Genomic DNA, 23874 nt, shown 5'->3' with positions numbered 1-23874 from the left:
CGATCAGTCATGAAATCTGAGCCTATTTCGCCGTCTTCGTCTATCTCGTCCTCTTCGTCCGCTGCTTTGGCCGGCGTGTCACGCGCAGCAGGTTGCAGCGCCTCGCGTGTCGCCGTGTGTCCCGGCTCGGTTGCGGCGAGCGCCGCGCACGGCGCGCACACCGCGCACACCGCGCACACCGCGCACACCGCGCACATCGCGCACACCGCGCACACCGCGCACACCGCGCCTGCGGCCGACCCGCCCGCGCCGCGCTTCGCGCGCCAGGGGCTCGCGCTGGCCGTGCTGTTCGTCGGCGCTTTTCTCGCGCCGCTCGACTACTTCATCGTCAATCTCGCGCTGCCGTCGATTCGCACCGGCCTGAACGCGACCGACGCGCAACTGCAACTCGTCGTATCCGCCTACGCGTCGGTGTACGCGGTCCTGCTGATTACCGGCGGACGGCTCGGCGATCTGTTCGGCCGGCGCCGCATGTTCATGACGGGCATGGCTGCCTTCGTGATCGCGTCGGCGCTGTGCGGTTTCGCGACGAGCGGCCACATGCTGGTGATCTCGCGCATCGTCCAGGGCATGGCGGCGGCGATCATGGCGCCGCAAGTGCTCGCCACGATCCGCGCCGTCGTGCCGCTGCATCAGCAAACCCGCGTGATGAGTTTTTACGGCTTCGTGTTCGGCCTCTCGTCGATCGTCGGGCAGCTCGGCGGCGGCGCGCTGATCACGTATCACCCGTTCGGCCTCGACTGGCGAATCATCTTCCTGATCAATATTCCGATCGGCGTCGCGGCGTTTTTCGGCACCTGGAAGTTCGTGCCCGAGAACCAGCCGGCCACGCGCACCGGCCTCGACATGAAGGGCGTCGCGCTGCTTTCCGCAGTGTTGCTGCTCGTGATCTATCCGATGACGCACGGTCGCGAAGCCGGCTGGCCCGCATGGACCTTCGCGATGTTCGCTCTCGCGGTGCCGGCGTTCGCGCTCTTCGTCGCCACCGAAAAGCGCGTGGAGCGCGGCGGCGGGCATCCGCTCGTCGATCTGCAATTGTTCCGCAATCGCGCGTTCGCGCTCGGCCTCGTGCTCGCGTTTCTGTTCTATTGCAACAGCGCGTTTTTCCTGACCTACGGCATCTATCTGCAAACCGGCCTTCACTGGACGCCGCTCGCGTCCGGTATCGCCATCATGCCGTTCGCGATCGGCTTCGTGATCGGGCCGCTGACTTCGCCGGCGGTCGTGAAGCGCATCGGCGGGCATGTGCTCACGCTGGGCTTTTCGATGATGACGCTAGGCTTCACGATAACCGGCTGGGCCGCAAGCGAAGCGGCCGCGCCGGACCTGGCGTTCTACGCGGGTCTCGTGTGCGCGGGCGTCGGTCATGGTTTGCTGCTGCCGTCGATCATGCGCATCGTGCTGCTGGAAGTCGCGCCGGAAAAAGCGGGGCTTGCGTCGGGCGTGGTTTCATCGACCTTGCAGATCGGCTCGGCGTTCGGCACCGCAGCGATCAGCGGCGCATTCTTCGGCGCACTCGGCGGGAGCGGCGCAGGTTCGACGCCGGCCGCGTACGCCCACGCGTTCCAGTTGAGCCTGGCCATTAACGCGGTGCTGATGTTTCTTTGCATCGGCTTGAGCGTGCTGCTCCTGCGCCATCAGCAGCTCGTGTTGCGGCGCTCGGCGCGCACGCTTTGAAAACGACGCGCCAGGTAATCGTTTTCATCGCTATAACATCGCGAAAATTATTAAGCTGTTTCACACGGTTTTCATTTTTAATTGCAGCGCATTTACCGATGAGCGAGTCATTCATAGGTAATTGAGAATCGCTGGAAAATAGCATCGCGTCGTTATCCGCGCCGAAATCTGTTTCACTTATGAAGCATTTTTGGCCATGCAGTTTCTACCCGCACCACGGCCCGTGGCAGTAATTCTTGCGGTCTGTGCGCTCCCGCAGACGGCTGTCCGCGGGCCTTGCGGGGAGCGCCTCCGGTTTAACCCGCAATTGCAGTGCGTCATAATGTCTTTATCGTCGCTATGAAATCGCTTTCAATAAAAAGCGCTTGCCGTCTTTAATTTCGATTGTTAATCTGAACGCGCTTTAGAGGTGTTCTTCAGTCGGTCCCGAACAAGTCGGACCGATGCCTGGCGCAATCATTCAAATACTGCCAACGGTTCCGTAGAGGATTGAAAATGCTAACCGCTACCATTGACGCACTTGCCGCGCCGCCCGCCTGCTTCACCGCCGGCGACGTCGTCACGTTGAAAGACGGAGGCCCGCGCATGACTGTCACGTATGCGGGACCGGTGGCGCTCAATCCTGGCGAGTGGCTGATCTGCGAATGGTTCGACGACCACGGCGAACTGCGTCGCGAAATGTTTTCGCCTTCCAGCGTGCGCGCCGAGCCGCGCTGCATTCCGGCCGGCTCCGTGCAGTGGAACCGGATCGGCCGCGCGGCGTAAGGCCGTCGTCTGTGAGCGCACGGCTGCGCGCTTGTTATCTGTCGGGATGATCGCGCGCCGTGTCGCGTCTTTGCACGCGTAGCAGCAGCGCCGACGAAAACGCGCGCATCCGCACCAGCTTCCGTTTTTCCACCACCTCGCCCGCGAGATCCTTCGGCGGGTTCGGCTGCAACGCCCAGTAGAGCGCGAGCAGCCAGCCAAGCACCGTCCAGCCCATGCACGCGTTGAACAGCGCGAGCGTCAGCACGTCGACGCGCTTGCGGCGGTCGGCCAGAATCGCCGGCAGGAAATACAGCGCCAGCGCGATCACCACGGCGATGATCTGAATGGCAACACGCTCATTCATATGCCGCCTCCCCGAAACGCGACCTGCGTGTCTTACGCGACGTAGGCACCTCACATCGATTGTCGCGCGATTGTTTGCCACGTGCAGCTTCGTTGAAAGGCTTCCGCGCGTGCAGCACTGCACCGATAAGCGACGAACCCTTCAGCACATTCGCCATCAGGACTATCATGTTCGTTTCGAGTGAACGAAACCGTTACGGACCGCGACCATGATCTCCGACGATACGACCCAGCAGACGCAGCGCCTTAATCCCGACACACTCCGCGAGTTCGTGGACCGCAAATGGAACGACGAGATCGTGCCCGCGCTGACCGACTACATCGCGGTGCCGGCCAAGAGCCCGGCGTTCGATCCCGAGTGGGTCAAGCACGGTTACCTGGAGCGCGTGATTACCGACGCCGCGCAATGGGTCGAGCAGCAGCCGGTGCGCGGCCTGAAGCTGGAGATCGTGCGCTTGCCGGGCCGCACGCCGGTGATTTTCTTCGAGACGCCTGCCACGCGTTCCGGCAGCGACGAAACCATCGTGCTGTACGGCCATCTGGACAAGCAGCCGGAGTTCGACGGCTGGCGCAGCGACCTGGGTCCGTGGACGCCGAAGCTCGAGAACGACAAGCTCTATGGGCGCGGTGGCGCCGACGACGGCTACGCGATCTACGCGAGCATCACCGCGATCGCCGCGCTGGACGCGCAAGGCGTCGAGCGGCCGCGCTGCGTCGGCCTGATCGAAACCTGCGAGGAGTCCGGCAGCTACGACCTGCTGCCTTACGTCGACGCGCTGCGCGAACGGCTTGGCAACGTCGGGCTCGTCGTGTGCCTCGACTCGGGCGCGGGCAATTACGATCAATTGTGGCTTACGACGTCGCTGCGCGGACTCGTCGCCGGCGATCTCGAGGTGCAGGTGCTCGACGAAGGCATTCACTCGGGCGGCTACGGCGGCATCGCGCCGTCGAGCTTCCGCATCATGCGGCAACTGTTCGACCGGCTTGAAGACGCCGCTAACGGCACGCTGCTGCCGAAGGGTTTTCACAGCCCGATTCCCGCCGACCGTCTGCGTGAAGCCGAAGCCACTGCACAAATCCTCGGCGACGATGTGTGGAAGAAGCTGCCGTGGGCTTGCGGCCAGGACGGCCGTCAGGTGCTGCCCACCACGACCGATCCGAAAGAGGCGTTGCTTAATTCGACGTGGCGTCCGTCGCTGTCGGTGACCGGCGCGGCCGGCTTGCCCGCGCTCGCCGACGCCGGCAATGTGCTGCGTCCGCGTACCGCATTCAAGCTGTCGCTGCGGCTGCCGCCGCTGATCGAAGCGGAGAAGGCCGTCGCGGAACTCAAGGCGCTGCTCGAATTCGACCCGCCGTACAACGCGAAGGTGACGTTCAAGCCGGACGCGGGCGCGGCGAGCGGCTGGAGCGCGCCCGACCTCGCGCCGTGGCTCGCCACCGCGCTCAACGACGCATCGCGCGAGCATTACGGCGCCGATGTCGCCTACATGGGGCAGGGCGGCACGATCCCGCTGATGAACGTGCTCAAAGCGGGCTTCCCGAAGTCGCAATTCATGGTGTGCGGCGTGTTGGGACCGAAGTCGAATGCACACGGCCCGAATGAGTTTCTGCATGTGCCGTATGGCAGGAAACTTACGGCGGCGGTGGCTGAGGTGATTGCAGCCGCGCCTTGAGGGGGCGGATTTTCGTTGCTGATCTTCGTTGCTAATTTTCGCTGCCGATAAGTGCCCAACTCGAGCGCTCGATTTCGAGCGCCTAACTTCGCATGACCGATAACAATCTCGCTCGATCCAGCACGCCCCGCATCGCGGCCGACCAACTGCACGCCTACGTGAGGGCGATCTGGGAGCGGGCCGGCAGCGCGCCGCGCGAAGCCGAGCTGGTCGCGGATCATCTGGTGGCGGCGAACCTCACGGGGCACGATTCGCACGGCGTCGGCATGATTCCGCGCTATGCGGCTTCGCTGGCCGACGGGCAACTGCAACTGAACCTGCATGCGGAAGTCGTCAAGGACGCGGGCGCCGTGCTCACCGTGGAAGGCCACAAGGGCTTTGGCCAGGTGGTTGCCTTCGAGGCGATGGAAGCGGGCATCGCTCGCGCGCAGCGCATCGGCATTTGCGCGGTGGGCTTGCGCGGCGCGCATCACATTGGCCGCATCGGTCACTGGGCCGAGCAGTGCGCGCGCGCCGGGCTCGTGTCGTTTCACTTCGTCAACGTGGCCGGCGATCCGCTCGTCGCGCCGTTCGGCGGCGCCGACCGCCGTATCGGCACGAATCCGTTTTGCGCGGCTTATCCGCGGCCCGGCAAGCCGCCGCTCGTGCTCGACTTCGCGACCAGCACCGTGGCTTACGGCAAGACGCGGGTCGCGTATAACCAGCGCAAGCAGGTGCCGGCCGGCGCGCTCATCGACCATGAAGGCGTGCCGACCGCCGATCCCAAGGTCATGCACGAGGCGCCGTTCGGATCGCTGACGCCGTTCGGCGGCCACAAGGGTTTCGGGCTCGCGGCCATGTGCGAGATTTTCAGCGGCGCGCTCGCGGGCGGCTTCACCACGCATGCGGACACGCTCGGCACGACTAACGCGATCATCAACTGCATGCTGTCGGTTATCGTCGATCCGGCCGCGTTCGCTGCCCCCGACGCGCAAGCCGAAGCCGACGCCTTCATCGCATGGGTCAAGGCTTCGCCGCTCGCGGTGGGCACCGAGCGCATCTATGAGCCGGGCGAACCGGAACGCGTCACGCGCGCGGAGCGCGAAGCCAACGGCGTTCCCGTCGACGCCGCCACGTGGACGCAGATCTCCGCGGCGGCACTCGCGGTCGGGATGAGCGCGGATGAAGTCGCGCGCTGGTCGGCGTTGCTCCAATAGCCTTCATCATGCCGACGAGCGGTTGCGCGTTCATGCAATATACATATTCCGTCTGCCACCCCACCAACAAAACCCCATTCGCAAGCAGCAATTTCGACTGGCTCGTCTAATCGGCCTTTATTGCTTTTTCTTTCACCTTTTCAACGCGCATTTCCACTCACACGCGCCACCGGGCCTTTCCATCGATAGCGCAAAACATCGCGCTATCTCGCACCATTTTGGCCGCGCAAGCGTTTGCGCGCCAGCGCACGTCACGGCACGGAATCGCCCCGCTGCGACGCCCGCCGCGCAAGGGTTTGACATTTCCTTGCGTTGCTCTGTTGGTTATCCCGCTCCCATCGGATTCCGGTCTGTTTTAGGCTCGCACTGCAATATCAGTGTTTAACCTTAAAGGACCGTTCAAAATGAATCTGCATAACCACCACGCCTGCCGCCCGTTCCTCGAAGCCGGCAATCTGTCGCAAATCGCCGCTTACTACGAAGAAGGCCGCAATGTCATGTGGATGATGCTGCGTGCGCAGCCGCGTCCCTGTTTCAATCTCGATCTGGTGCACGACATTCTCGGGCTCGCGCAGGCAGCGCGCGAGTCGGGCTTGCCGATCGATTTCTGGGTGACGGGTTCGCTGATTCCGAACATCTACAACGTGGGCGGCGACCTCGATTTCTTCGCCGACGCGATCCGCTCGGGCAAGCGTCAGGCGCTGATGGCCTACGCACGCGCTTGCGTCGACTGCGTTCATGCGGCGGCGCGCGGTTTCGACACCGGCGCGATCTCGATTGCAATGGTGGAGGGCACCGCGCTCGGCGGCGGCTTCGAGGCGGCGCTCGCGCATCACTTCCTGCTCGCGCAGTCGGACGCGCGCATGGGCTTCCCCGAAATCGCCTTCAATCTGTTCCCCGGCATGGGCGGCTATTCGCTCGTGGCGCGCAAGGCCGGCATGCGCCTCGCCGAGGAACTGATCGGCGGCGGCGAATCGCATACGGCCGAGTGGCATCAGGAAAAAGGGCTCGTCGATCAGTTGTTCGAACCGGGCGACGCGTATGTGGCGACCCGCACGTTCATCGACACGCTCAAGCCGAAAATGAACGGCATCCGCGCGATGCTGCGTGCACGTCAGCGCGTGCTGCAACTGCCGCGCGCCGAGTTGATGGAGATCACCGAGGATTGGGTCGACGCCGCGTTCATGATCGAAGAGAAAGACCTTGCCTTCATGGAACGGCTCGTGATGCTGCAAAACCGCCGCACGTCCAACCTGCGGCAGACGGCCGCGAGCGCGGCCAATTTCGGCTGACTCTATCGCACCAAGCGCATTCAAGCGCACTCAATCGCGATGCGGCCCGCCCTGCCCGTCGCGGCTGACAGGCTCAGGCGATCAGCCTGAGCTTCTGCCGGTCCTGCAACCAGCGTTCGAAATCGGCGGCGGGCATCGGGTGAGCGTACAGATAGCCTTGCACGTACTCAACGCCCAGCCCCTTCATGAAGGCCTCTTCCGATTCGGTCTCGATGCCTTCGGCGACCACCTTGAAGCCGAGTTCCTGCGCGACCACGACCATCGAGCGCACCAGCGCTTGCGCTTTCGTATCGGCGTTGATCGAGCGCACGAAGCTGCGGTCGAGCTTGATGACGTCGAGCGGAATGCGGCCCAGTTGCGACAGCGACGAATAGCCGGTGCCGAAGTCGTCCAGATGCACCTGCGCGCCGATCTGGCGGAAGTGCTTGATGAGGTCGATGGCCGCGGCTTCGTCTTCGATCAGGCAGCTCTCGGTCAACTCGACATCGACGAGGCAGGGTTCGAGATTGGCCGCGGCGAGCGCTTCGGTGAAGTGCCGGACCACGGCGGTGTCCACCAGTTGCCGCGCCGACACGTTGATGGCGATGCGCAGGTTGTAGCCGTCCGCTTTCCATTTGGCGGCCTGTTTGGCGGCCGTTTCCATGACCCAGCGGCCGAGCACGCCGATCAGTCCCGACTCCTCGGCATAACGAATGAATTCGGCCGGCATGATCTGCCCGCGCTCCGGCGAATTCCAGCGCACCAGCGCTTCCACGCCTTGCACCACGCCGGTTGAAAGCACCAGCTTCGGCTGATAGTGCAGCGTCAGTTGGCCTTCGTCGAGGCCGCGCCGCAAGTTCGTGTCGAGCCACATGTACTCGGCGACCTTGCGGTTCATCTCCGGCGAGAACACGCGATGCGTGCGCTTGCCTTCGTCCTTGGCGACGTACATGGCGGTATCGGCCGAGCGGATCAGCGACTCCAGGTTGTCGCCGTGTTCCGGATAGCGCGCGATGCCGATCGAGCAGCCCGTATAGACTTCGACGAGCCCGAGGCTGAACGGCGTACGCATGCGTTCGAGGATGCGCTGCGCGGTCGCTTCGAGTTCGTGCGCCGTGCCTTTTGCCGCAAGCACGATGAACTCGTCGCCGCCGAGCCGCGCGAGCGTGTCGCCTTCGTTCAGGCACATGCCGATGGCGGCCGACACGTCGCGAATCAGACGGTCGCCGAATACGTGGCCGTAGTGATCGTTGACCTTCTTGAAGTTGTCGAGATCGAGAAACAGCACGCCCACCGATTCGCCCGGCGCCGCTTCTTCGATCGCGGTGCGAATGTAGTCCTGAATCGCATTGCGATTCGGCAGGCCGGTGAGCGAGTCGGTGTTGGCGAGTTGCCTCAGGCGTTCCTGCGCGAGACGTTCTTCGGTGATGTCGGTGCCCGAGCAGATCAGATATTGCTCGTCGATGCCGCTGCCGCTTTGCACGAACTTGTTGCGAAACAGGAAGAGCCGCTCGCCGTGCAGCGTCTTCACGCGCCGCTCGACTTCATACGACACGCCGCGATTGAAGAAGCCCGCAATGTTCTGGCTCGACGCCGCGCCGTCTTCCGAGGACATGAACAGCGCCCACACATTGCGCCCGATGATGTTCTCTTCCTTCACGCCCGTCAGTTCTTCGGCGAGGCGGTTAAAGCGCTGGATTCGCCCATGCCGGTCGACGATCACGACCACTGAATTCACTTCCGACACGACCTGCTCGGCGAACGACAAACCATGCATCAGATCGCGCGCGACCGACTCCGTGTCGTCATAAGCCGAGGCCGTGCCCGCCCAACTGATGCTGTTGATTTTTCTGCCGACGAGATGCAGGCGCAGCGGCTCGCCGAACAGGCGAACGTCGAGAACCACATGCGAGGTGATGCCCGTGAGGCAACGGATTTGCGATGCCTGCTGGGGATTCAGCGGAATGGCCACGTTGGCCGGCACGTCCCCGGTGACTGGCGTCAGTTCGAGCGCGTTGCTGTCGCTCGACAGACGCCAGCAAGGGCTGCTTGTGCCGAACTGCGCAAAAAGCACCTGCTCGTGTTGGTCGTCATTCATGGAATCCCCGGGCGGTGTGCCGTTCGGCCCTGATGGCGGATAGCGGCAGACAGTCTTCATCATACTTAAAGACGGGCCCATTGTAGCGAAGCCACTGAAATTCGGGCCATAAAACAATGAAGGACGCGCGGTTGTGTGGCGCGCGCGTCGATCGGTAAAAGGGAGTGGGGAGTGGGTGGAGAGGCATTCTTTACATCGGGGCGTCGCGCACGGCGCATCCGGCGCGCGGCGCCCGCGGCTGATGCGGCTCACGCCGCTTACGCGGCGCCAGGCATCAGAAGCGCCGCGTCAGCCAGCTCCGCGCGCGCTCGCGCTCAGCCGGGCTTGCTTCGAGCGACGCGTCGAACCAGAACGCGCCCGCCACCAGCGTGGCCACGACGACGCCGTCACGATACAGAACGCGGTTGCCGGCCACAGCCGGCACCCGTTGCCCGACCAGCAGCGTGCCCGCCAGATTCAACGGATCGGTGCCGCCGACGCACACAAAAGCACCATCGTTCGCATGCCTTCGTACTTCGCGCAGCAACGGAATCGCTTCGGGCAACGCGAATTGCTCGCCGGCCAATCCATTGACGAAGCGGCCGCCGCGAATCACGCCGCGCGCTTCGAGCCGCTGATACACACGAAGCAGATCGCGCCACGGCGGCAGCCAATCGACTTCGCGCTCGAGCAGGCGCCAGAAAACGACGCCGTAGCGCCGCAGCAACGTCATCGCGACATGTTCGACGATCTCGGGCGGCAACGTGCGCCGCCGCTGACTTTGCAGTGATTGCGGCGGCGTCTCGTTCGCGCCGACGGCCGCCGGAATCGGGCGGTTGACGAGCGCCCAGCGCCCGGCATCGTCCATTCCGCCGATCAGCGCCGTCGAGCGCACACGCCGGCTGCCGGAATAAGCATTGCGTTTGGCGGCCGGCTTGAGCAGCGCGCGCAGGCCCGCGAAACTGTCCGAGTTCACGAGACCGGCCGCCACCAGTTCGCCGAGCGCGTTTTCCAGTTCGATACGCAAGACGCGAAGTTCGTGCAGCAATTCGTCGAAGAACATCGCGCCGTGTTGCGACAGCGCGTCGTGAACCGCTTGCGCGCGCGGCGACAACTCCGGCTGACGCGCCGGATCGATCAGCGCGCTCCACACGCGCACCTGTGGACGTGGCAGCAACACGATAGGCGTGCCGCGCACGGGGCCCGCCGCGCTGCGCGAGCGCTCGGTGAGCCGCGTCCAGACGATCTTGCCGGCGCGGCATAGTTCGTCGAGCGAAGTATTCGTGTATGCCTTCACGCGCGCGGGCAGAATGTCTTCCTCCCAGGCGCTGGCCGCGGCCTCGAAACCTTCCAGTTGTTCGAGAACGGCCGCGAGCGCATCGCGGCCTTCGCTGCGCGTGTCCGGCGTCAGATGCTGCCACTCGAACAGGAAACGCATGAAGTCGTGGCGTTCGACCGGCTCGATCTCGCGGCGCAAGCGCTTGACCGTGTAGCGGTGGATGCGCGCGAGCAGGTGCCGCTCGCACCATTCGTCGCCGGGTGCGTCGGGTGCCTGGAGCGCTTGCGGCGTGAAGCGGCCGCGCATCACATAGCCCTCGGCTTCGAGGCGGATGAGCGCCTGTTCGACCGATGTCTGCGGCAGCCGCAGCGTGTCCGCAATCGCAGCGGCGGGCAGCGGGCCGAAGCCGGTCAGCCGCGCGCGCAGCACGTCGACGAGGGCGTCGTCGGCGGTCCACTCGTCGGTGTAGCCCTTCGGCGCGGTCAGCGGCGGCGCGAAGCGCGGGCCGTCCGGCTCCGGGTAAAGCGCGGCGAAGCAGGTGAGCCGTTCGGCGGGCAGCCACAGCGCGGCGTCGGCGGCGTCGGCGGCAATTTGCAGGCGGGTTGCGCGGCCCGACTGCGCGAGCGACTCGAGCCATTGCGGCCAGCCTTCGTTCCCGCGTGCCTCAGCCTCGGTGATGCACGCGAGGCCCGTGAGCGCCTCGTGCATTTCGTCGACGCTGCGCGCCTGCGGCCAGGCTTCGTCGCGCACGCTCGCAATCGCGTCGGGGTCGAGCGCGCCGAGGTCGTCGGCGCTCGACGGATCGGTCCAGCGGCGGTTGAGCACGGCCTGCGTGCGACGCTCCTCGATGGGCGCGTCGTCGAGATAAGCGTAGGGCTTCGCGTTGAGGATTTCGGCGGCAAGCGGCGAGGGCGCAGGCAGATCGCGCGCGACGAGCCGCACGTCGCCGCTTTCGATACGGCGCAACAGCGCGATCCAGCGCTCGCTGTCCATCGCGTCGTGCAGACAGTCGTCGACGGTCTGATCCACCAGCGGATGACGCGGCAGTTCGCGCTCGCCGACCACGTTCTCGAGACACGCGGCCTGTTCGGGAAAGACGCTCGTCAGCAGATCCTCGCTGCGCATGCGCTGCAATTGCGGCGCCGTCTTGCGTCCGCCGGTGTAGCGCGGCAGTCCGAGCGCGGTCGTCGCGTTCCAGCGCCAGCGCACGCCGAACAGCGGCGCGTCGAGCAGCGCCTGGATCAACAGATTTTCGGCGCTCGCCGAATGCAGATAGCGCCACACTTCGTCGAGCACGAACGAGTGGCTGCCGGTCAGCGACAGCACGATCGCGTCTTCGGTCGCGGCCGCTTGCAGCTCGAAGTTGAACTGGCGGCAAAAGCGCTTGCGCAGCGCGAGGCCCCACGCGCGATTCACGCGGCTGCCGAACGGCGCATGAATCACGAGCTGGGTGCCGCCCGATTCGTCGAAGAAACGCTCCATCACCAGCGTGTCATGCGTCGGCAGCACGCCCAGTGCGGCGCGCGCCCGCGCGAGGTAGTCGACGATCTGACGCGCCGCGGCTTCGTCAAGGCCGAGCTCGGCGATGAGCCAGTCGATCGCGCGTTCGAGGCGCGCGGGCATGGGGTTGTTGGGGGTTTGTGTCGCTAGGGTGACTTCTGTGGGTTGCGTGGCTTGCTTGGCTTCGGCGGGCGCTTCGCCATTCGTTGTCCGCTTGCTTTGCAACCGCGCTCGCGTCTTCGGCGACTGCGCAATGAGCGGCGCCGCGGACGCCGCCGCCGTCTCGTCCGCATCGAGCAGCGCAGCCGCCGCCGTCGGCTCATCCGCCTCCAGCAGCCGCCCGATCTGCTCGCGCAGCCGTGCGACGCCCAAAGACAATTCATCGCTGCGGCCCGGCGCCTCGCCGAGCCAGAACGGGATGTTCGGCGGCTGGCCTTGCGCATCCTCGACGCGCACGCGGCCGCTCTCGATCCGCAGAATCCGGTACGACGCGTTGCCGAGCTGGAATACGTCGCCGGCGAGACTTTCGACCGCGAAATCTTCGTTAACCGTACCGATGTTGATCGCTTGCGGCTCGAGCACGACCGCATAGTCGGCGTTCTCGGGAATCGTGCCGCCCGAAGTCACGGCGACGAGTTTGCCGCCGCGCCGCCCGCGCAACGTGCCGCTCACCACGTCGCGATGGAGGTAGGCGGCGCGCGGTCCGTTGCGGCTCGTGTAGCCCTCGGCGAGCATGCGCAGCACCGCGTCGTACTGCTCGCGCGTGAGTTCCGCGTAGGGCGCGGCGCGTCGCATCAGGTCGAACAGCGCGTCCTCGCTCCATTCGGCGCTCGACACCTCGGCGACGATCTGTTGCGCGAGCACGTCGAGCGGCGCGCGCGGAATGCGCAGCGCGTCCAGTTCGCCGCGTCGCACGCAATCGAGCAGCGCGGCGCATTCGATCAGATCGTCGCGCGAAGTCGGGAAAAGCCGGCCTTTGGGCATGCCGCCGACCTGGTGGCCCGAGCGTCCGACGCGTTGCAGAAACGGCGCGATCGCGCGCGGCGAACCCATCTGACAGACCAGATCGACGTCGCCGATATCGATGCCGAGTTCCAGCGACGCCGTCGCGATCAGCACCCGGAGTTCGCCGCGCTTGAGCCGCTGTTCGGCGTCGAAGCGATGCTCTTTCGCGAGGCTGCCGTGGTGCGCGGCGACGGCCTCCTTGCCGAGCCGCTCGGTCAGATGACGCGCGGCGCGTTCGGCCATGCGCCGCGTGTTGACGAAGATCAGCGTCGTGCGATGCAGCGCGACGAGTTCGGCGAGCCGGTCGTAGACGCGCTCCCACACTTCGTTCGGCATTACCGCTTCGAGCGGCACGGGCGGGATTTCCAGCGCGAGATCGCGCGCGCGGATATGGCCGACGTCGATGATCGCGCAATCAGCCGGAATATCGCTGTCGATGCTCGCGCCGCCTACGAGAAATCGCGCAACCGCGCTCACCGGTTTTTGCGTCGCGGACAGGCCGATACGCGGCAGACGGCGCCCGCACAACGCGTCGAGCCGCTCGAGGCTGAGCGCCAGATGGCTGCCGCGCTTGCTGCCGGCGAGCGCATGGATTTCATCGACGATCACGGTACGCACGGTCGACAGCATCCGCCGGCCGGAGTCCGAGCCGAGCAGCACGTACAGCGATTCCGGCGTGGTGACGAGAATGTGCGGCGCGCGCTTTCGGAGCGCGTTGCGCTCCTGCTGCGTGGTGTCGCCGGTGCGCACGGCGGTGCGGATGTCGAGCGGCGGCAGCCCGCGCGCGTCGAGTTCGGCGGCGATGCCTTGCAACGGTATCTGCAGGTTGAGGCGGATGTCGTTGGAAAGCGCCTTGAGCGGCGACACGTAGACCACCAGCGTTTCGTCGGGCAGCGCGCCGTGGTTCGCGAGACCTTGCTGGACGAGATCGTCGAGCGCGGACAGGAACGCGGTGAGCGTTTTGCCGGAACCCGTCGGCGCGGCGACGAGCGTCGAGCGGCCACGGCGGATCTGCGGCCACGCGGCGGCTTGCGCGTCGGTCGGCGCGGGGAAGGTCTTCAGGAACCAGCCGGCCACCGCGGGGTGGAAGGCCGCGAGCGGGCCGCCGTGCTCGGCTGCATGCGCAGCGGGCGGCGTGGCGGCTGTCGTGGTGGCGGTGGCGGCTGAAGTCATACGTGTTTAGATGGGGACGCGATGCCCAATATCCAGACGACGGAAAACCCCCTGCGTTGCGAGAAAACCGCAGTCGCGGGATGGGGAAATCAGTCTCGCAGGTTTTGATGGGGTTTGCCAAATGCTGCATCGGTCGATGGTTCGACCGCAAACTTGCTGCGCCCGCCACCCAACCGACCCGACCCAATTCCAGTACCCTTTACGGCTAACCCGTCCACTCATCCACAACGGAGTTCCGACAATGCGATACAACCAGCTTGGCCGTACCGGCGTCTTCGTTTCAGAACTGTGTCTCGGCACGATGACCTTCGGCGGCGGCGAAGGCATGTGGAAGCAGATCGGCGATCTGCAGCAGGCGGACGCCGAGCGGCTGGTCGGCCGGGCGCTCGACGCAGGCATCAATTTCATCGACACCGCCGATGTCTATGCCGAAGGTCTCTCCGAGCAGATCACCGGCCAGGCGCTGAAAAATCTCAAGGTGCCGCGCGACAAGGTCGTGGTGGCCACCAAGGTGTTCGGCCCGACCGGAGAGTTTCCGAATGCGCGGGGCGCGTCGCGGTATCACATCATCGACGGAGTGAAGGCCAGTTTGAAGCGCCTGCAACTCGATCATGTCGATCTGTATCAGATTCACGGTTTCGATCCGGCCACGCCGATCGAGGAAACCGTGCGCGCGCTCGATACGCTCGTGCAGCACGGCCACGTGCGCTATGTCGGCGTGTCGAACTGGGCGGCCTGGCAGATCGTGAAGGCGCTTGGCATCGCCGAGCGTCTGGGGCTCGCGCGCTTCGAAACCCTTCAGGCTTATTACACCGTCGCGGGCCGCGACCTCGAGCGCGAACTGGTGCCGATGCTGCAAAGCGAAGGCCTCGGACTGATGGTATGGAGTCCGCTCGCGGGCGGGCTGCTGAGCGGCAAATACGGCCGCGAGCAGCAGGGTGAAGCGGGCAGCCGGCGCACCACGTTCGACTTCCCGCCGGTCGATCGCGAACGCGCGTACGGCTGTATCGACGCGATGCGCGAGATCGCCGAAGCTAAGCGCGTGTCGGTCGCTCAGATCGCGCTGGCCTGGCTGCTGCATCAGCGGGTGGTGACGTCGGTGATCGTCGGCGCGAAGAAAGTCGAGCAACTCGACGACAACATCGCGGCCACCGGCGTCGCGCTCACCGCTGACGACCTGGCGAAGCTCGATCAGGTGAGCGCGCTGCCCGCCGAGTATCCGGGCTGGATGCTCGCGCGCCAGGGCGAGGCGCGCCGCAAGCAACTGGAGGAAGCGCGCCGTCTGGTGTGACGCTTTGCGTGAAGTGCGGCCGCTTCGTCGATACGCCGGGCTCGTCGGCCTTGCTGCTGAACGCGCTGCGCGATCCGTTGCACGGATTTCCTCATGCAAACCCGTATGACGATCAACGATCGCCTGCGATCCGCAGCGCCGGACCGCAGCGCAGCGCCGCGAAAATCGGCGAAACGATGCGCTATCAATCGCAAACGGCGCTTGGCAAGGCGTTTCAGCAGAACGTCGACGTGACGCCGCGCCGCTACCGACGTCCACCGCACGACAACGCGCCGGCTGCAACTGCCTGGCCCGAACGGCGAACCCTGGCCCTCAGCGCCCATCGTCGCCCGCGCCGAACACGCGTTTTTCGACAACCGACATCAACCATGCGACCAGCAACGCGCACACGGTGCCGAGCGTCACTTCGCCGAGGCGCAGGATCGCCCTGTCCCACGCGGGACCGATGCCCGGCACCAGCAGCATGATGGTCGCGGTGATGCCGCCGAGCCGCGCCGCGCTGCCCACGTTGACGATCCAGCAGATCACGATGGCCGCCGCCACCGTCGCCGCGTAGGCCGCGAAATAGCCGTCGCCGAGCGTCGCGCCCGCGAGCCCGCACAGCCCGCCGACCATCGCGCCGATGAACTGATCGCGCGACAGCTTGCGCGTGTCGATATAGCTGTGCTGGCTCACGGCAATGGCGGTGATCGCGGCCCAGAACGCCTGCTCGGTGTGGAGCGCCTGGCCGATGCCGAACGCGAGGCTCGCGCCCGCCACCGCCTGCAATGCCATCAAACTGCCTTCGACGAGCCGCTCGCCGAACGGCAGCGATTTGAGGAAGGCGAACAGCGACTCGCCGGCGCTTGCGCGTTTCGTTCGTGCTGGGTGATCGGAAGGAGTCATCGGCGGGCGAGGTAGCAAAGGCTGGTGAAAACGAAAGGTACGCGTGCGGCGAAAGGCCGCCCGTATTCTAGCTTTCGCTACGACGCAGCCGGCGGTAGCGGTTCATCAGCGGCGTCGCCGACACGCCGTGAATCACCACCGACGCGGTCACCACCGCGAGCGCGAGCGGCACGAGCGGCTTGATGTCGGCGGCCGGCCCGTGTTCGAGCGAATACGCGAGGTAGTAGAACGAGCCCACGCCGCGAATCCCGAACCAGCTCATCAGACGGCGCTGCGTCGGCGAAGCGGCCGAGCCGATCAACGACAACGCGACCGACGCCGGCCGCACGAACATGAAGAGTGCAATGACGAGCGCGAGCGCCTGCCACGTGAAGAGCGGCGCGGCGAGCGTGGCGAGCACGTTGCCGACCATCGCCATGATGATCACTTCGGCGATACGTTCCAGCTCGATCGTGAAGCCGAGCACCGACTCGGTCATGAACGCGTGCGCCTTGTCGGGATCGGACGCGGTCGCTTCGACGTCGGCGGAATCGACGGTGCCGATCGTTTCGCGCGGCGACGTGCCGCCGCTCGCGCGATATTCGACGCGGCGCATCGACACGCCCGCCGCGAACACCGCGAGAAAACCGTAGGTGTGCGCGAGCTGCGCCGCGCCGAACGACAGGCCGATCAACCCGAGCGCGAAGAAACCTTCGAGGCCGAGCGCATGCGCAAAGCGCGTGCGCAGCCAGGCGACCGCATGCGTCGTCACCCAGCCGAGCAGCGCGCCGATCGCGATGGCGCCGAGCACGCCCCACACGGCGGACGCGGCGAGTTTAAGGTTGAGCACGTCGCCCGCGCCCGCGCCGTGCATCGCGCAAAACGCGAGGCCGACCATCGCGAAGGGCAACGCGATGCCGTCGTTCAGACCGCCTTCGCCGGAGAGCGCGAAGCGCAACAGATCGTGATCGCCGGGGTCATGCACCTGCACGTCGTGGGCAAGCACCGGGTCCGTCGGCGCAAGAATCGCGGCCAGCAGAATCGCGGGCCCCCAGCCGAGATGAAGCACGTACACGCAGAAGAGGGCGAGAAGCGGCACGGTCGCGAGCATCGCAAGAAAGCCGAGACGCAGCGGCACCATCCACAGTTTGTCGAGCACGCCGACGCGCAGGCGCAATCCGATCGCGAAGAGCGACACCAGCAGCGCGACTTCGGTGAGCATGCGCAGCAAGTGCGCGTCGGCGGCCATGTCGAGATGCAGCAGTCCGACGCCCGGCGGCCCGAGCGCGTAGCCGATCGCGACATACACCATCGCCGCGCTGACGGGCAGGCGGCGCAGCGTCGTCGCGGCCACGCCCATGAAAACGAGCACGGAGCCGACGATGAGAAACCACAAAGTTTCGTGCATGAGCATCCAGTCAAGGCCGGCACGCAAACGGCGCGTGCCGGCCGGGGTGGAAGGGCGCAAGCCTTGATGCGTCACGCGCACATGAGGGCATGGCAGCGCATATGATGCGTCAGAGCGCGCATGAATGCGGTGAAAGGCGAATGGATGCGGACGAAAGCGGCTTCAGGGCGCGCGTCCAAACGCTTCGCGCAACTTGCGCTTGGCTTGCTCCAGCGTTGCGCGGCGAGTTTTTGGCAGGTTTCGGCCCGCGCGGTTGATGTAGAAGTTGAGCATCGACATCGCCGATTGAAACGGTGTGCCTTTGCGGCGGCGGCTTTTCGTCGACGACTGTTTGAGCGACTGCGCGATTTCGTCCGCGTTGCCGTTCTTGAAGATGTCCCGCTGGAGGTCCATCGCGTCGCTCGTTTCCATCACGTGATGCGACCACTTGTGCGGGCTCTTGCCGCCGTTCGCGCGCGACGCCTTCTTGTGCTGCGCCGCATGAGCCTGCGCGTGACGTTGCCGCGGCGGACGTCCGGATCGGCTTCGCGCCTTCGGGCGCTTCGTCTTGCGTGTGGTCTTGCTGGTGGCCATCGGAGCCGCCTCCTTTGCCAGATGTCTGGTGCTGTTTGCGGGTCGTACTCGCTTTGCATGCGTGATGCGCGATTCGTGATGCGCTATTCGCGACGCCGTTCTCTCGTTCGAAATTAAAAGCGCCGGCCGCCGCAACGGCGGCATGCCGGCGCGTAGTCTATAAACCGCGCAGCGAACCGCGCGGTTTCGCGTGCCTCGCTGATTACAGCTTCACGCCACCGGCTTCCGGCGCGTCCGACGAGCCTGCCGGAATATCGCCGACGCCGGCGTCATCGCGCATGTCGAAGCGGTCGCGGCTCCAGTACGGCTCGCTGCCGTAGTACTGGTGCACGGACGTGGCCCATGTCGCGTCCGCCATCGACGGCCAATGGTCCTTGTCGAACCCCGGCGCGTTTTTCACGCGCTCGGCCGGCATGTTCAGCACGAAGCATTTCTGCTCGGTGTCGAGCGTGAGCGCGTGCCACGGAATGGCGAGCAGTTTGTCGCCGATGCCGAGGAAGCCGCCGCTCGAAAGCACTGCATACGCGATACGCCCTGAGCGCACGTCGAGCATGATGTCCTTGATCTTGCCGATATCCTCGCCGTCGCTGCTGAGCACTCTGTTGTCGTCGAGTGTGTCTGCCGCCATTACGTCCGGGCCCGGGCCTTCCGCCGTCGCGCTGCCTTTACCGACGATGCGTGCGCCTTGCGTGCCTTGCGTCTGACTTTGCATGACCATGATCTGTCTCCTTCGCAGGTTTGGGGGTGATGACGAGTGCAGCAACGCGCGTTCCTCGTCCGCTTTCGCCAAGCGTTTGCCACGCGCTCGCGCGGTCCGCGTAAATGATGCGCGCCCCATTGAAATTCCTGCGCCGGTGCCGTGCTTTCGAACGCGTTGTAAAGAATGCGCTCGGCATGTCGATTGCTCGATTCATGGTGAGCATCATGAATCCACGCATCTGTGGGAGACCTCATCATGAACAACCGAATTCACTATCAGTCGAACATCTGCGGCGGCGATTTCGCGCATGTACTCGAATGCTTTCGCGACTGGAAATCGCAGACGCTCGTGTATCGCAGGGATCAGCGCATGTTCGAAGGCAAGCAGGAAGTCCGGCCCTTGACCGAGCGCGTGTTCCCCAACGGCGAGATCGCGCATGAAGCGCTCGCGCAGATTTGCGATCCGCGCGATCCTTATGCGTTGGCCGCGGAAATCCGCGACGGCGAGCGCGACGTGTGGCTCGTGATGGCCGCGTTCGAGGAGAAAATGTGATTCGTTGCCCGAAGTAATTGCGCGGTGTACGCGGTGCAATCATGCAGCGCAGCGCTGGTCCGAAGTCAGCCGATTCAACTCGCTGCGGGTTTGTCCGCGGACTGCGGCGAGCCGACGCGCTCCCCCGCGGCTCGCCGCGCGCTTCGCGCGCCGGCTTTCCGGCTGGCCTTTCCCGTGACTTCCTCGTTGACCTTAGCGCGAGCAGCCCGGCCGGTTTTTGCGCCGGCTTTCGCCGCGGCCTTGTTCGCTTCCTTGCGAATCACACGCGACTTCTGAAGCAGCGTCGAAATGGAGCCGTTGATGCTGTCGGCGGCTTGTGCTTCGCGCAGCTTGCGGCCCTTCGCGCCCGCCTGACGCGCGAGTTTCGCCGCGCGTTTTTCCGCATGTGCGAGCAACGCGGCAAACGCCACTTCGTCCACTTTCAGACCGCGCCTCGACTGGCCCGGCGGCAAGGTCTGCAATTCGTCGGCTTCGAAGGCGCTGATGACGGCCGGATGGATATAGCAGTGCCGGCAGACAGCGGGCGTATTGCGCAGCAGGCCCGCGACTTCCTTCACGGTCGCGACGATATGGCGCCGCGTTTCCGCGGCGCTCTCGCACACGAGGCGCCGCAACGTCGCGAGCGCATACACGCTGCCCGCCCACGTCCGATAGTCTTTCGCGGTGAAGTCGGCGCCGCTTGCACGGCGCAGATAGTCGTTGATGTCGGCGGAGCCGACGGTGCGGCGCGTGCCGTCGTCGTCGAGATACTGGAACAGGTCGTGCCCCGGCAGTTCCGCACAGCGCCGCACGATGCGCTTCACGCGCGGGTCGTCGACCGTGACGTCGTGCTCGATGCCGCTCTTGCCGCGAAACCTGAAACGCAACTGTCCCGCTTCGACCTTCACATGTTTCTTGCGCAGCGTCGTCAAACCGTATGACTGATTTTCGCGCGCATATTCGACGCTGCCGACGCGCACAAGCGTCGTATCGAGCAGCCGCACGACGGCCGCGAACACCTTGTCGGCAGGCATGCCCGGCAGTTCGAGATCGCGCGCGACGCGGGCGCGAATCCTTGGCAACGCGCGGCCGAATTCCGCCATGCGTTCGTACTTGTCCGCGTCGCGCGTTTCGCGCCAACGCGAGTGATAACGGTATTGCTTGCGGCCGCGCACGTCGCGTCCGGTCGCCTGAATGTGGCCGCGCGGATCGGGGCAAATCCATACGTCCTCATAGGCGGGCGGAATCGCAAGCGAGTTGATGCGCTGGATTTCCGCTTCCTCTTCAATGCGTTTTCCTTCGACGTCGAAATACGCGAAGCCTTCTTTCTCGCGCTTGCGTGTGTAGCCAGGCTTGCTGTCGTCGGCGTGGCGCAAACCAGGCGGCATCGCGGCGGGCGCGGCCTGCTTCGCGCTGTCGTCGGTCGATGCATGACCGTTTTGAGTTGTGCTGTTCGTCATAGCCATCTTCGCAGGTAGAACTTTCAAGCGTGAAGCGCGTTGCGCCAGTGATGGCCCGGAGCAAGGCCGGTGCCTGGCGCTGCTGCTGCGAGTGCGCGGGCGGAACGGTCCTTGCGAACAACGTCATACGTATCAACGCAAGCGCAAACGCAAATGCAAACCCAACCGAAAAGGAGAGCGCCATGAGCAGCACGCTGAATCCCGATGAAGAGCCGCAACAGGTGGTGAAGCAGACCTCCGGCACGACGGGCACGTTGGGACCGAGCGATTCGTCCGATAGCGGCAGCGATGTCGCCGGCGAGAAGCGTCACGAGTTCGACGTCGAAACTGAACTGGACAATCACGCGCTCGAAACCGGGGAAGCCGAACTCGCCAGCGACACCGATCGCGCCGGCACCGGCGAGCGCGCCGCAGCCGACGGCGATTCGACGCTCGATCCCGATCGCGATATCGAGCCCGATCACATCGTGCGGCCATCGGCAGCCGATGACGGCGACGACGGTCTCGACGAGGACCCCACCGGTCTTTAATCGACCTGTCCGGTTCACACCCAACGCGCCGCAACGCCGGCCCAGCGGGCGGCGCAGCCAGATCGACGGGCACGCGCGGGCGGCAGGCACATGCCTTGCTGCCGCATAGTCAATGAGTAGCAAATCACGCAGGCCGCCGCGTCGAACGCGCGCAGCCCCGCACTGGAATTGAAGGAGAAAACGCAATGGCTAACAGCCTCGACGGTCTGAAGATAGCGGTACTCGCAGTCGACGGTTTCGAACAGGCCGAACTGGTCGAGCCGAAACGCGCGCTTGCCGAAGCGGGCGCGACCGTGCATGTGATTTCACAGAAGCCGGGCAAGATCCAGGGCTTCAAGCATGTCGACAAAGGTGACACGGTCGACGTCGATTCGACTTTCGACAAAGCCACCGCCGACGACTACGACGCAGTCGTGTTGCCAGGCGGCGTGGTGAACGGCGATGCGATTCGTCTGCTGCCGCAGGCGCAGGCCTTCGTCAAAGCCGCCGACAGCGCGAAGAAGCCGATCGCGGTGATTTGCCACGGCACGTGGCTGCCCGTATCGGCGGGAATCATCAAGGGTCGAACGGTGACGAGCTGGCCGAGTCTGCAGGACGACATTCGCAACGCGGGCGGCACATGGGTCGATCAGGAAGTGGTGGAAGACAACAACCTGATTTCGAGCCGCAAGCCCGATGACATTCCCGCATTCAACAAGGCGCTGATCGGGCAACTGTCGAAACGCAAGGCGGCATGAGCGGTGCAACGCGATTCGCGCATGCGGCGAGCGAGCAGCGCCGGTGACTCCGTAAGCAAGGGAGAAAAAGCATGAAACTACGGTATTCCCTACAAGTGATGACTGTCGCGCTCGGTCTTGGCGTGGCGTCGGCCGGCGCGGTCCACGCGCAGGCAAGCGACGCCCCGGCAAGCGATGCGCCCGCGGGCGGCACGCAGCTCTCGCCCGCGGATCAGCAGTTCATCCAGGACGCTTCGCAATCCGACGCCACCGAAATCGCCGCGAGCAAGATCGCGTTGAAGAATTCGCGTGATCCGCGTGTGAAGAAGTTCGCGCAGCAGATGATCACCGATCATACAAAGCTCTCGCAAAGCATGGCCGCGCTGGCCGCGAAGAAGCGGCTGCCGGCGGCGGGTGCGGCCGATTCGGCACTCGTCGGCAAACTGCAAACGCTCAAGGGCCAGCAGTTCGATGAAGCGTACGTCGAGCAGGTCGGGGTCGAGGCGCATCAGCGAGCGGTCGATCTGTTCCAGCAGCAAACCCAGAGCGGCACCGACTCGCAACTGAAGGCTGCGGCTGCGCGCGCGCTGCCCGTCATCAAGCATCATCTCGAGATGGCGAAGCAGCTCGCCGGCACCATGAAGGGTTCTTCATCATGAACGCTATCCTGCCGCGGCCTGCCTATGAGGACTCCCTTATGCAGATCACTTTCCCCGACGACAAGCCGACCTTCGACGGCGCGAACCTGACGGTTCGCTTCATGGCGCGCGTGGACGGCGAACCGGTTGTCTGCGCGATTACCGTCGAGGCGCTCGAGGATCACTTCGGCGCGCAGTCGCCGCTCGAAAGCGCCTTGATGGAGGCCTTCGACAAGGGCCGCAACCGGATCCGTTCGGTATGCGCCGAAGCGCTCGACCAGAACAACGGCGAAGGCGTAATCTTGCATAGCGGACTGTTCCGGGTGGAAGGCATGGAACCCGATCGCGGCAACGCTGCCTGAGTCCATCGCGCCGCTGCTCCGCTGCTCGCCGCCGGTCTTCGTCAACTCCTCGCCACAAGGCGCACCGCGGTTCGCGAGCGTCGTCTGTAAAAACGCATCACGATGCAAGGAGGCCTTATGTCACTCATCGTCGCAGCACGCTTTACGACTTTTCCCGCCGCTGAGGAAGCGGCGCAAAAACTCTTCAATGCAGGCTTCGTCGAAGAAGACGTCACGCTTTTCTTCGTCAATCCGCGCGGTCAGCATGCGCGTTTTCCGATCGGCGGCGACGTGCATACCGACGCCGGTGCGAAAGGCGCGCCGAAGGGCGCCGGTCTTGGCGTGACGGTCGGCGCGGTGGCGGGCGCGATCATCGGCGTCGGCATCTTTGCGGCGTTCTCGGCGCCGCTGCTTGTCTCTGTGATCGCGGCGGGCGTCGGCGCCTATATCGGCTCGCTTGCCGGCGCGATGTGGCGCACACGCAAGGACGGCGACGCAGGAAACGGTGCGGTGTTTCACCAGGAGGCGCGCGATTCGGGCGTGCTCGTCGCCGTGCACGTATCGCCCGACAATCAGCTCGAGGCGGCGCGCGTGCTGCGTGAAGCGGGCGGTGTGTCGATCGAGCGTGCAACGGGCCGTTGGCAGCAGGGGCGCTGGGCCGACTTCGATCCGTTGAAGCAGCCGGTGCCGCTCAACGAGTACAGCGAGAAGCGCGCTTGATGGACGCTCGTATGAGCGCTGCGTAACAGCGAGTAGGCCCGACAACTTAATGTCGGGCCTTTTTTTTGTGCGCCCAGCATGGGCGCAATCTTGTGGGTGCAAGTCCCATCGTGAGTTGACCACAGCGAACGAAGTGAAGCG

The 23874-nt window shown here is 65.0% G+C and carries 20 protein-coding genes; 12 read left to right on the top strand and 8 right to left on the bottom strand.

Translation table 11 applies throughout. From position 1 onward, the window contains the following. Positions 1-9 precede the first annotated feature (9 nt). A complete protein-coding gene (locus tag AB6809_RS11680; protein ID WP_371026724.1) occupies positions 10-1677 on the top strand; it encodes an MFS transporter in 1668 nt (555 codons plus the stop codon). Between the two features lie 495 nt (positions 1678-2172). Beyond that, entirely contained in the window at positions 2173-2442 is a 270-nt protein-coding gene (locus tag AB6809_RS11675) for a YodC family protein (RefSeq protein WP_006046941.1), read from the top strand. A 34-nt stretch (positions 2443-2476) separates the two neighbouring features. On the opposite strand, the gene AB6809_RS11670 is transcribed toward AB6809_RS11675, so the two are convergent. After that, positions 2477-2788 carry a superinfection immunity protein gene (locus tag AB6809_RS11670; protein ID WP_006046942.1) on the bottom strand — a complete coding sequence of 104 codons (312 nt, stop codon included), beginning with the start codon at positions 2786-2788 and terminating at the stop codon, positions 2477-2479. Between the two features lie 208 nt (positions 2789-2996). Here AB6809_RS11670 and AB6809_RS11665 point away from each other — a divergent pair, with 208 nt between their 5' ends. The 3 genes from AB6809_RS11665 (at position 2997) to AB6809_RS11655 (ending at position 6948) form a co-directional block, all read left to right on the top strand. Continuing rightward, the gene (locus AB6809_RS11665) at positions 2997-4460 is read left to right on the top strand and encodes a M20 family metallopeptidase (protein ID WP_006046943.1); all 1464 of its coding nucleotides are present in this window, start codon (positions 2997-2999) and stop codon (positions 4458-4460) included. A 92-nt stretch (positions 4461-4552) separates the two neighbouring features. After that, positions 4553-5656: a malate/lactate/ureidoglycolate dehydrogenase gene (locus AB6809_RS11660; protein ID WP_029965680.1), complete on the top strand. Its 1104-nt coding sequence runs from the start codon at positions 4553-4555 to the stop codon at positions 5654-5656. A 404-nt stretch (positions 5657-6060) separates the two neighbouring features. Beyond that, positions 6061-6948 (top strand): crotonase/enoyl-CoA hydratase family protein, encoded by an 888-nt coding sequence (locus AB6809_RS11655; RefSeq protein ID WP_029965677.1) that lies wholly within the window; start codon positions 6061-6063, stop codon positions 6946-6948. 73 nt (positions 6949-7021) lie between these two features. On the opposite strand, the gene pdeR is transcribed toward AB6809_RS11655, so the two are convergent. Beyond that, positions 7022-9025, bottom strand: coding sequence for a cyclic di-GMP phosphodiesterase (pdeR, locus tag AB6809_RS11650; protein WP_006046946.1), 2004 nt, complete (start codon positions 9023-9025; stop codon positions 7022-7024). Positions 9026-9299: 274 nt separating this feature from the next. Continuing rightward, positions 9300-13961 (bottom strand): DEAD/DEAH box helicase, encoded by a 4662-nt coding sequence (locus AB6809_RS11645; protein ID WP_029965675.1) that lies wholly within the window; start codon positions 13959-13961, stop codon positions 9300-9302. Positions 13962-14202: 241 nt separating this feature from the next. Between AB6809_RS11645 and AB6809_RS11640 the strand changes: the two genes are divergently transcribed. Next, on the top strand, positions 14203-15252 hold the full coding sequence (locus tag AB6809_RS11640; protein ID WP_006046948.1) for an aldo/keto reductase: 1050 nt from the start codon (positions 14203-14205) through the stop codon (positions 15250-15252). A 312-nt stretch (positions 15253-15564) separates the two neighbouring features. Here AB6809_RS11640 and AB6809_RS11635 read toward each other — a convergent pair whose 3' ends face one another. From AB6809_RS11635 to AB6809_RS11620, 4 genes are all read right to left on the bottom strand, one after another. Next, on the bottom strand, positions 15565-16137 hold the full coding sequence (locus AB6809_RS11635; RefSeq protein WP_029965673.1) for an aromatic acid exporter family protein: 573 nt from the start codon (positions 16135-16137) through the stop codon (positions 15565-15567). A gap of 67 nt (positions 16138-16204) precedes the next feature. Continuing rightward, positions 16205-17524, bottom strand: coding sequence for a sodium:proton antiporter (locus AB6809_RS11630; RefSeq protein WP_029965669.1), 1320 nt, complete (start codon positions 17522-17524; stop codon positions 16205-16207). 162 nt (positions 17525-17686) lie between these two features. Next, the gene (locus AB6809_RS11625) at positions 17687-18097 is read right to left on the bottom strand and encodes a DUF3175 domain-containing protein (RefSeq protein ID WP_006046952.1); all 411 of its coding nucleotides are present in this window, start codon (positions 18095-18097) and stop codon (positions 17687-17689) included. Between the two features lie 202 nt (positions 18098-18299). Next, positions 18300-18815: a PRC-barrel domain-containing protein gene (locus AB6809_RS11620; RefSeq protein ID WP_006046953.1), complete on the bottom strand. Its 516-nt coding sequence runs from the start codon at positions 18813-18815 to the stop codon at positions 18300-18302. 237 nt (positions 18816-19052) lie between these two features. On the opposite strand from AB6809_RS11620, the gene AB6809_RS11615 reads away from it, so the two are divergent. Further along, the gene (locus AB6809_RS11615; RefSeq protein ID WP_006046954.1) at positions 19053-19349 is read left to right on the top strand and encodes a hypothetical protein; all 297 of its coding nucleotides are present in this window, start codon (positions 19053-19055) and stop codon (positions 19347-19349) included. Positions 19350-19423: 74 nt separating this feature from the next. Here the strand turns inward: AB6809_RS11615 and AB6809_RS11610 are convergent, their stop codons facing one another. Continuing rightward, positions 19424-20794, bottom strand: a complete 1371-nt coding sequence (locus tag AB6809_RS11610) for a DNA topoisomerase IB (RefSeq protein ID WP_371026831.1) — start codon at positions 20792-20794, stop codon at positions 19424-19426. A 176-nt stretch (positions 20795-20970) separates the two neighbouring features. Between AB6809_RS11610 and AB6809_RS11605 the strand changes: the two genes are divergently transcribed. From AB6809_RS11605 to AB6809_RS11585, 5 genes are all read left to right on the top strand, one after another. Beyond that, positions 20971-21318: a hypothetical protein gene (locus tag AB6809_RS11605; protein ID WP_006046956.1), complete on the top strand. Its 348-nt coding sequence runs from the start codon at positions 20971-20973 to the stop codon at positions 21316-21318. A gap of 185 nt (positions 21319-21503) precedes the next feature. Further along, a complete protein-coding gene (locus AB6809_RS11600) occupies positions 21504-22055 on the top strand; it encodes a type 1 glutamine amidotransferase domain-containing protein (protein WP_029965665.1) in 552 nt (183 codons plus the stop codon). A gap of 71 nt (positions 22056-22126) precedes the next feature. Then, a complete protein-coding gene (locus AB6809_RS11595; protein ID WP_029965664.1) occupies positions 22127-22693 on the top strand; it encodes a DUF4142 domain-containing protein in 567 nt (188 codons plus the stop codon). After that, on the top strand, positions 22690-23034 hold the full coding sequence (locus AB6809_RS11590; RefSeq protein ID WP_029965663.1) for a DUF1488 domain-containing protein: 345 nt from the start codon (positions 22690-22692) through the stop codon (positions 23032-23034). The genes AB6809_RS11595 and AB6809_RS11590 overlap by 4 nt, the downstream gene beginning before the upstream one ends. Positions 23035-23151: 117 nt before the next feature. Then, on the top strand, positions 23152-23733 hold the full coding sequence (locus AB6809_RS11585; protein ID WP_006046960.1) for a hypothetical protein: 582 nt from the start codon (positions 23152-23154) through the stop codon (positions 23731-23733). Positions 23734-23874 lie beyond the last annotated feature (141 nt).

Origin of the sequence: Paraburkholderia sp. RCC_158, from assembly GCF_041355255.1 — a bacterium.
Classification (GTDB): Bacteria; Pseudomonadota; Gammaproteobacteria; order Burkholderiales; family Burkholderiaceae; genus Paraburkholderia; species Paraburkholderia graminis.
The sequence above is the reverse complement of the archived record's forward strand: the minus strand, read 5'-3'. Positions and strand labels throughout refer to the sequence as shown.

What these genes read in the sequence shown, in the direction of transcription:
- AB6809_RS11665 (WP_006046943.1), top strand. Translation starts at nt 2,997, where the DNA reads ATGATCTCCGACGATACGACCCAGCAGACGCAGCGCCTTAATCCCGAC.
- AB6809_RS11635 (WP_029965673.1), bottom strand. Translation starts at nt 16,137, where the DNA reads ATGACTCCTTCCGATCACCCAGCACGAACGAAACGCGCAAGCGCCGGC.
- AB6809_RS11620 (WP_006046953.1), bottom strand. Translation starts at nt 18,815, where the DNA reads ATGGTCATGCAAAGTCAGACGCAAGGCACGCAAGGCGCACGCATCGTC.
- AB6809_RS11600 (WP_029965665.1), top strand. Translation starts at nt 21,504, where the DNA reads ATGGCTAACAGCCTCGACGGTCTGAAGATAGCGGTACTCGCAGTCGAC.
- AB6809_RS11605 (WP_006046956.1), top strand. Translation starts at nt 20,971, where the DNA reads ATGAGCAGCACGCTGAATCCCGATGAAGAGCCGCAACAGGTGGTGAAG.
- AB6809_RS11655 (WP_029965677.1), top strand. Translation starts at nt 6,061, where the DNA reads ATGAATCTGCATAACCACCACGCCTGCCGCCCGTTCCTCGAAGCCGGC.
- AB6809_RS11630 (WP_029965669.1), bottom strand. Translation starts at nt 17,524, where the DNA reads ATGCACGAAACTTTGTGGTTTCTCATCGTCGGCTCCGTGCTCGTTTTC.
- pdeR (WP_006046946.1), bottom strand. Translation starts at nt 9,025, where the DNA reads ATGAATGACGACCAACACGAGCAGGTGCTTTTTGCGCAGTTCGGCACA.
- AB6809_RS11585 (WP_006046960.1), top strand. Translation starts at nt 23,152, where the DNA reads ATGTCACTCATCGTCGCAGCACGCTTTACGACTTTTCCCGCCGCTGAG.
- AB6809_RS11645 (WP_029965675.1), bottom strand. Translation starts at nt 13,961, where the DNA reads ATGACTTCAGCCGCCACCGCCACCACGACAGCCGCCACGCCGCCCGCT.
- AB6809_RS11670 (WP_006046942.1), bottom strand. Translation starts at nt 2,788, where the DNA reads ATGAATGAGCGTGTTGCCATTCAGATCATCGCCGTGGTGATCGCGCTG.
- AB6809_RS11590 (WP_029965663.1), top strand. Translation starts at nt 22,690, where the DNA reads ATGAACGCTATCCTGCCGCGGCCTGCCTATGAGGACTCCCTTATGCAG.
- AB6809_RS11615 (WP_006046954.1), top strand. Translation starts at nt 19,053, where the DNA reads ATGAACAACCGAATTCACTATCAGTCGAACATCTGCGGCGGCGATTTC.
- AB6809_RS11640 (WP_006046948.1), top strand. Translation starts at nt 14,203, where the DNA reads ATGCGATACAACCAGCTTGGCCGTACCGGCGTCTTCGTTTCAGAACTG.
- AB6809_RS11675 (WP_006046941.1), top strand. Translation starts at nt 2,173, where the DNA reads ATGCTAACCGCTACCATTGACGCACTTGCCGCGCCGCCCGCCTGCTTC.
- AB6809_RS11625 (WP_006046952.1), bottom strand. Translation starts at nt 18,097, where the DNA reads ATGGCCACCAGCAAGACCACACGCAAGACGAAGCGCCCGAAGGCGCGA.
- AB6809_RS11610 (WP_371026831.1), bottom strand. Translation starts at nt 20,794, where the DNA reads ATGGCTATGACGAACAGCACAACTCAAAACGGTCATGCATCGACCGAC.
- AB6809_RS11680 (WP_371026724.1), top strand. Translation starts at nt 10, where the DNA reads ATGAAATCTGAGCCTATTTCGCCGTCTTCGTCTATCTCGTCCTCTTCG.
- AB6809_RS11595 (WP_029965664.1), top strand. Translation starts at nt 22,127, where the DNA reads ATGAAACTACGGTATTCCCTACAAGTGATGACTGTCGCGCTCGGTCTT.
- AB6809_RS11660 (WP_029965680.1), top strand. Translation starts at nt 4,553, where the DNA reads ATGACCGATAACAATCTCGCTCGATCCAGCACGCCCCGCATCGCGGCC.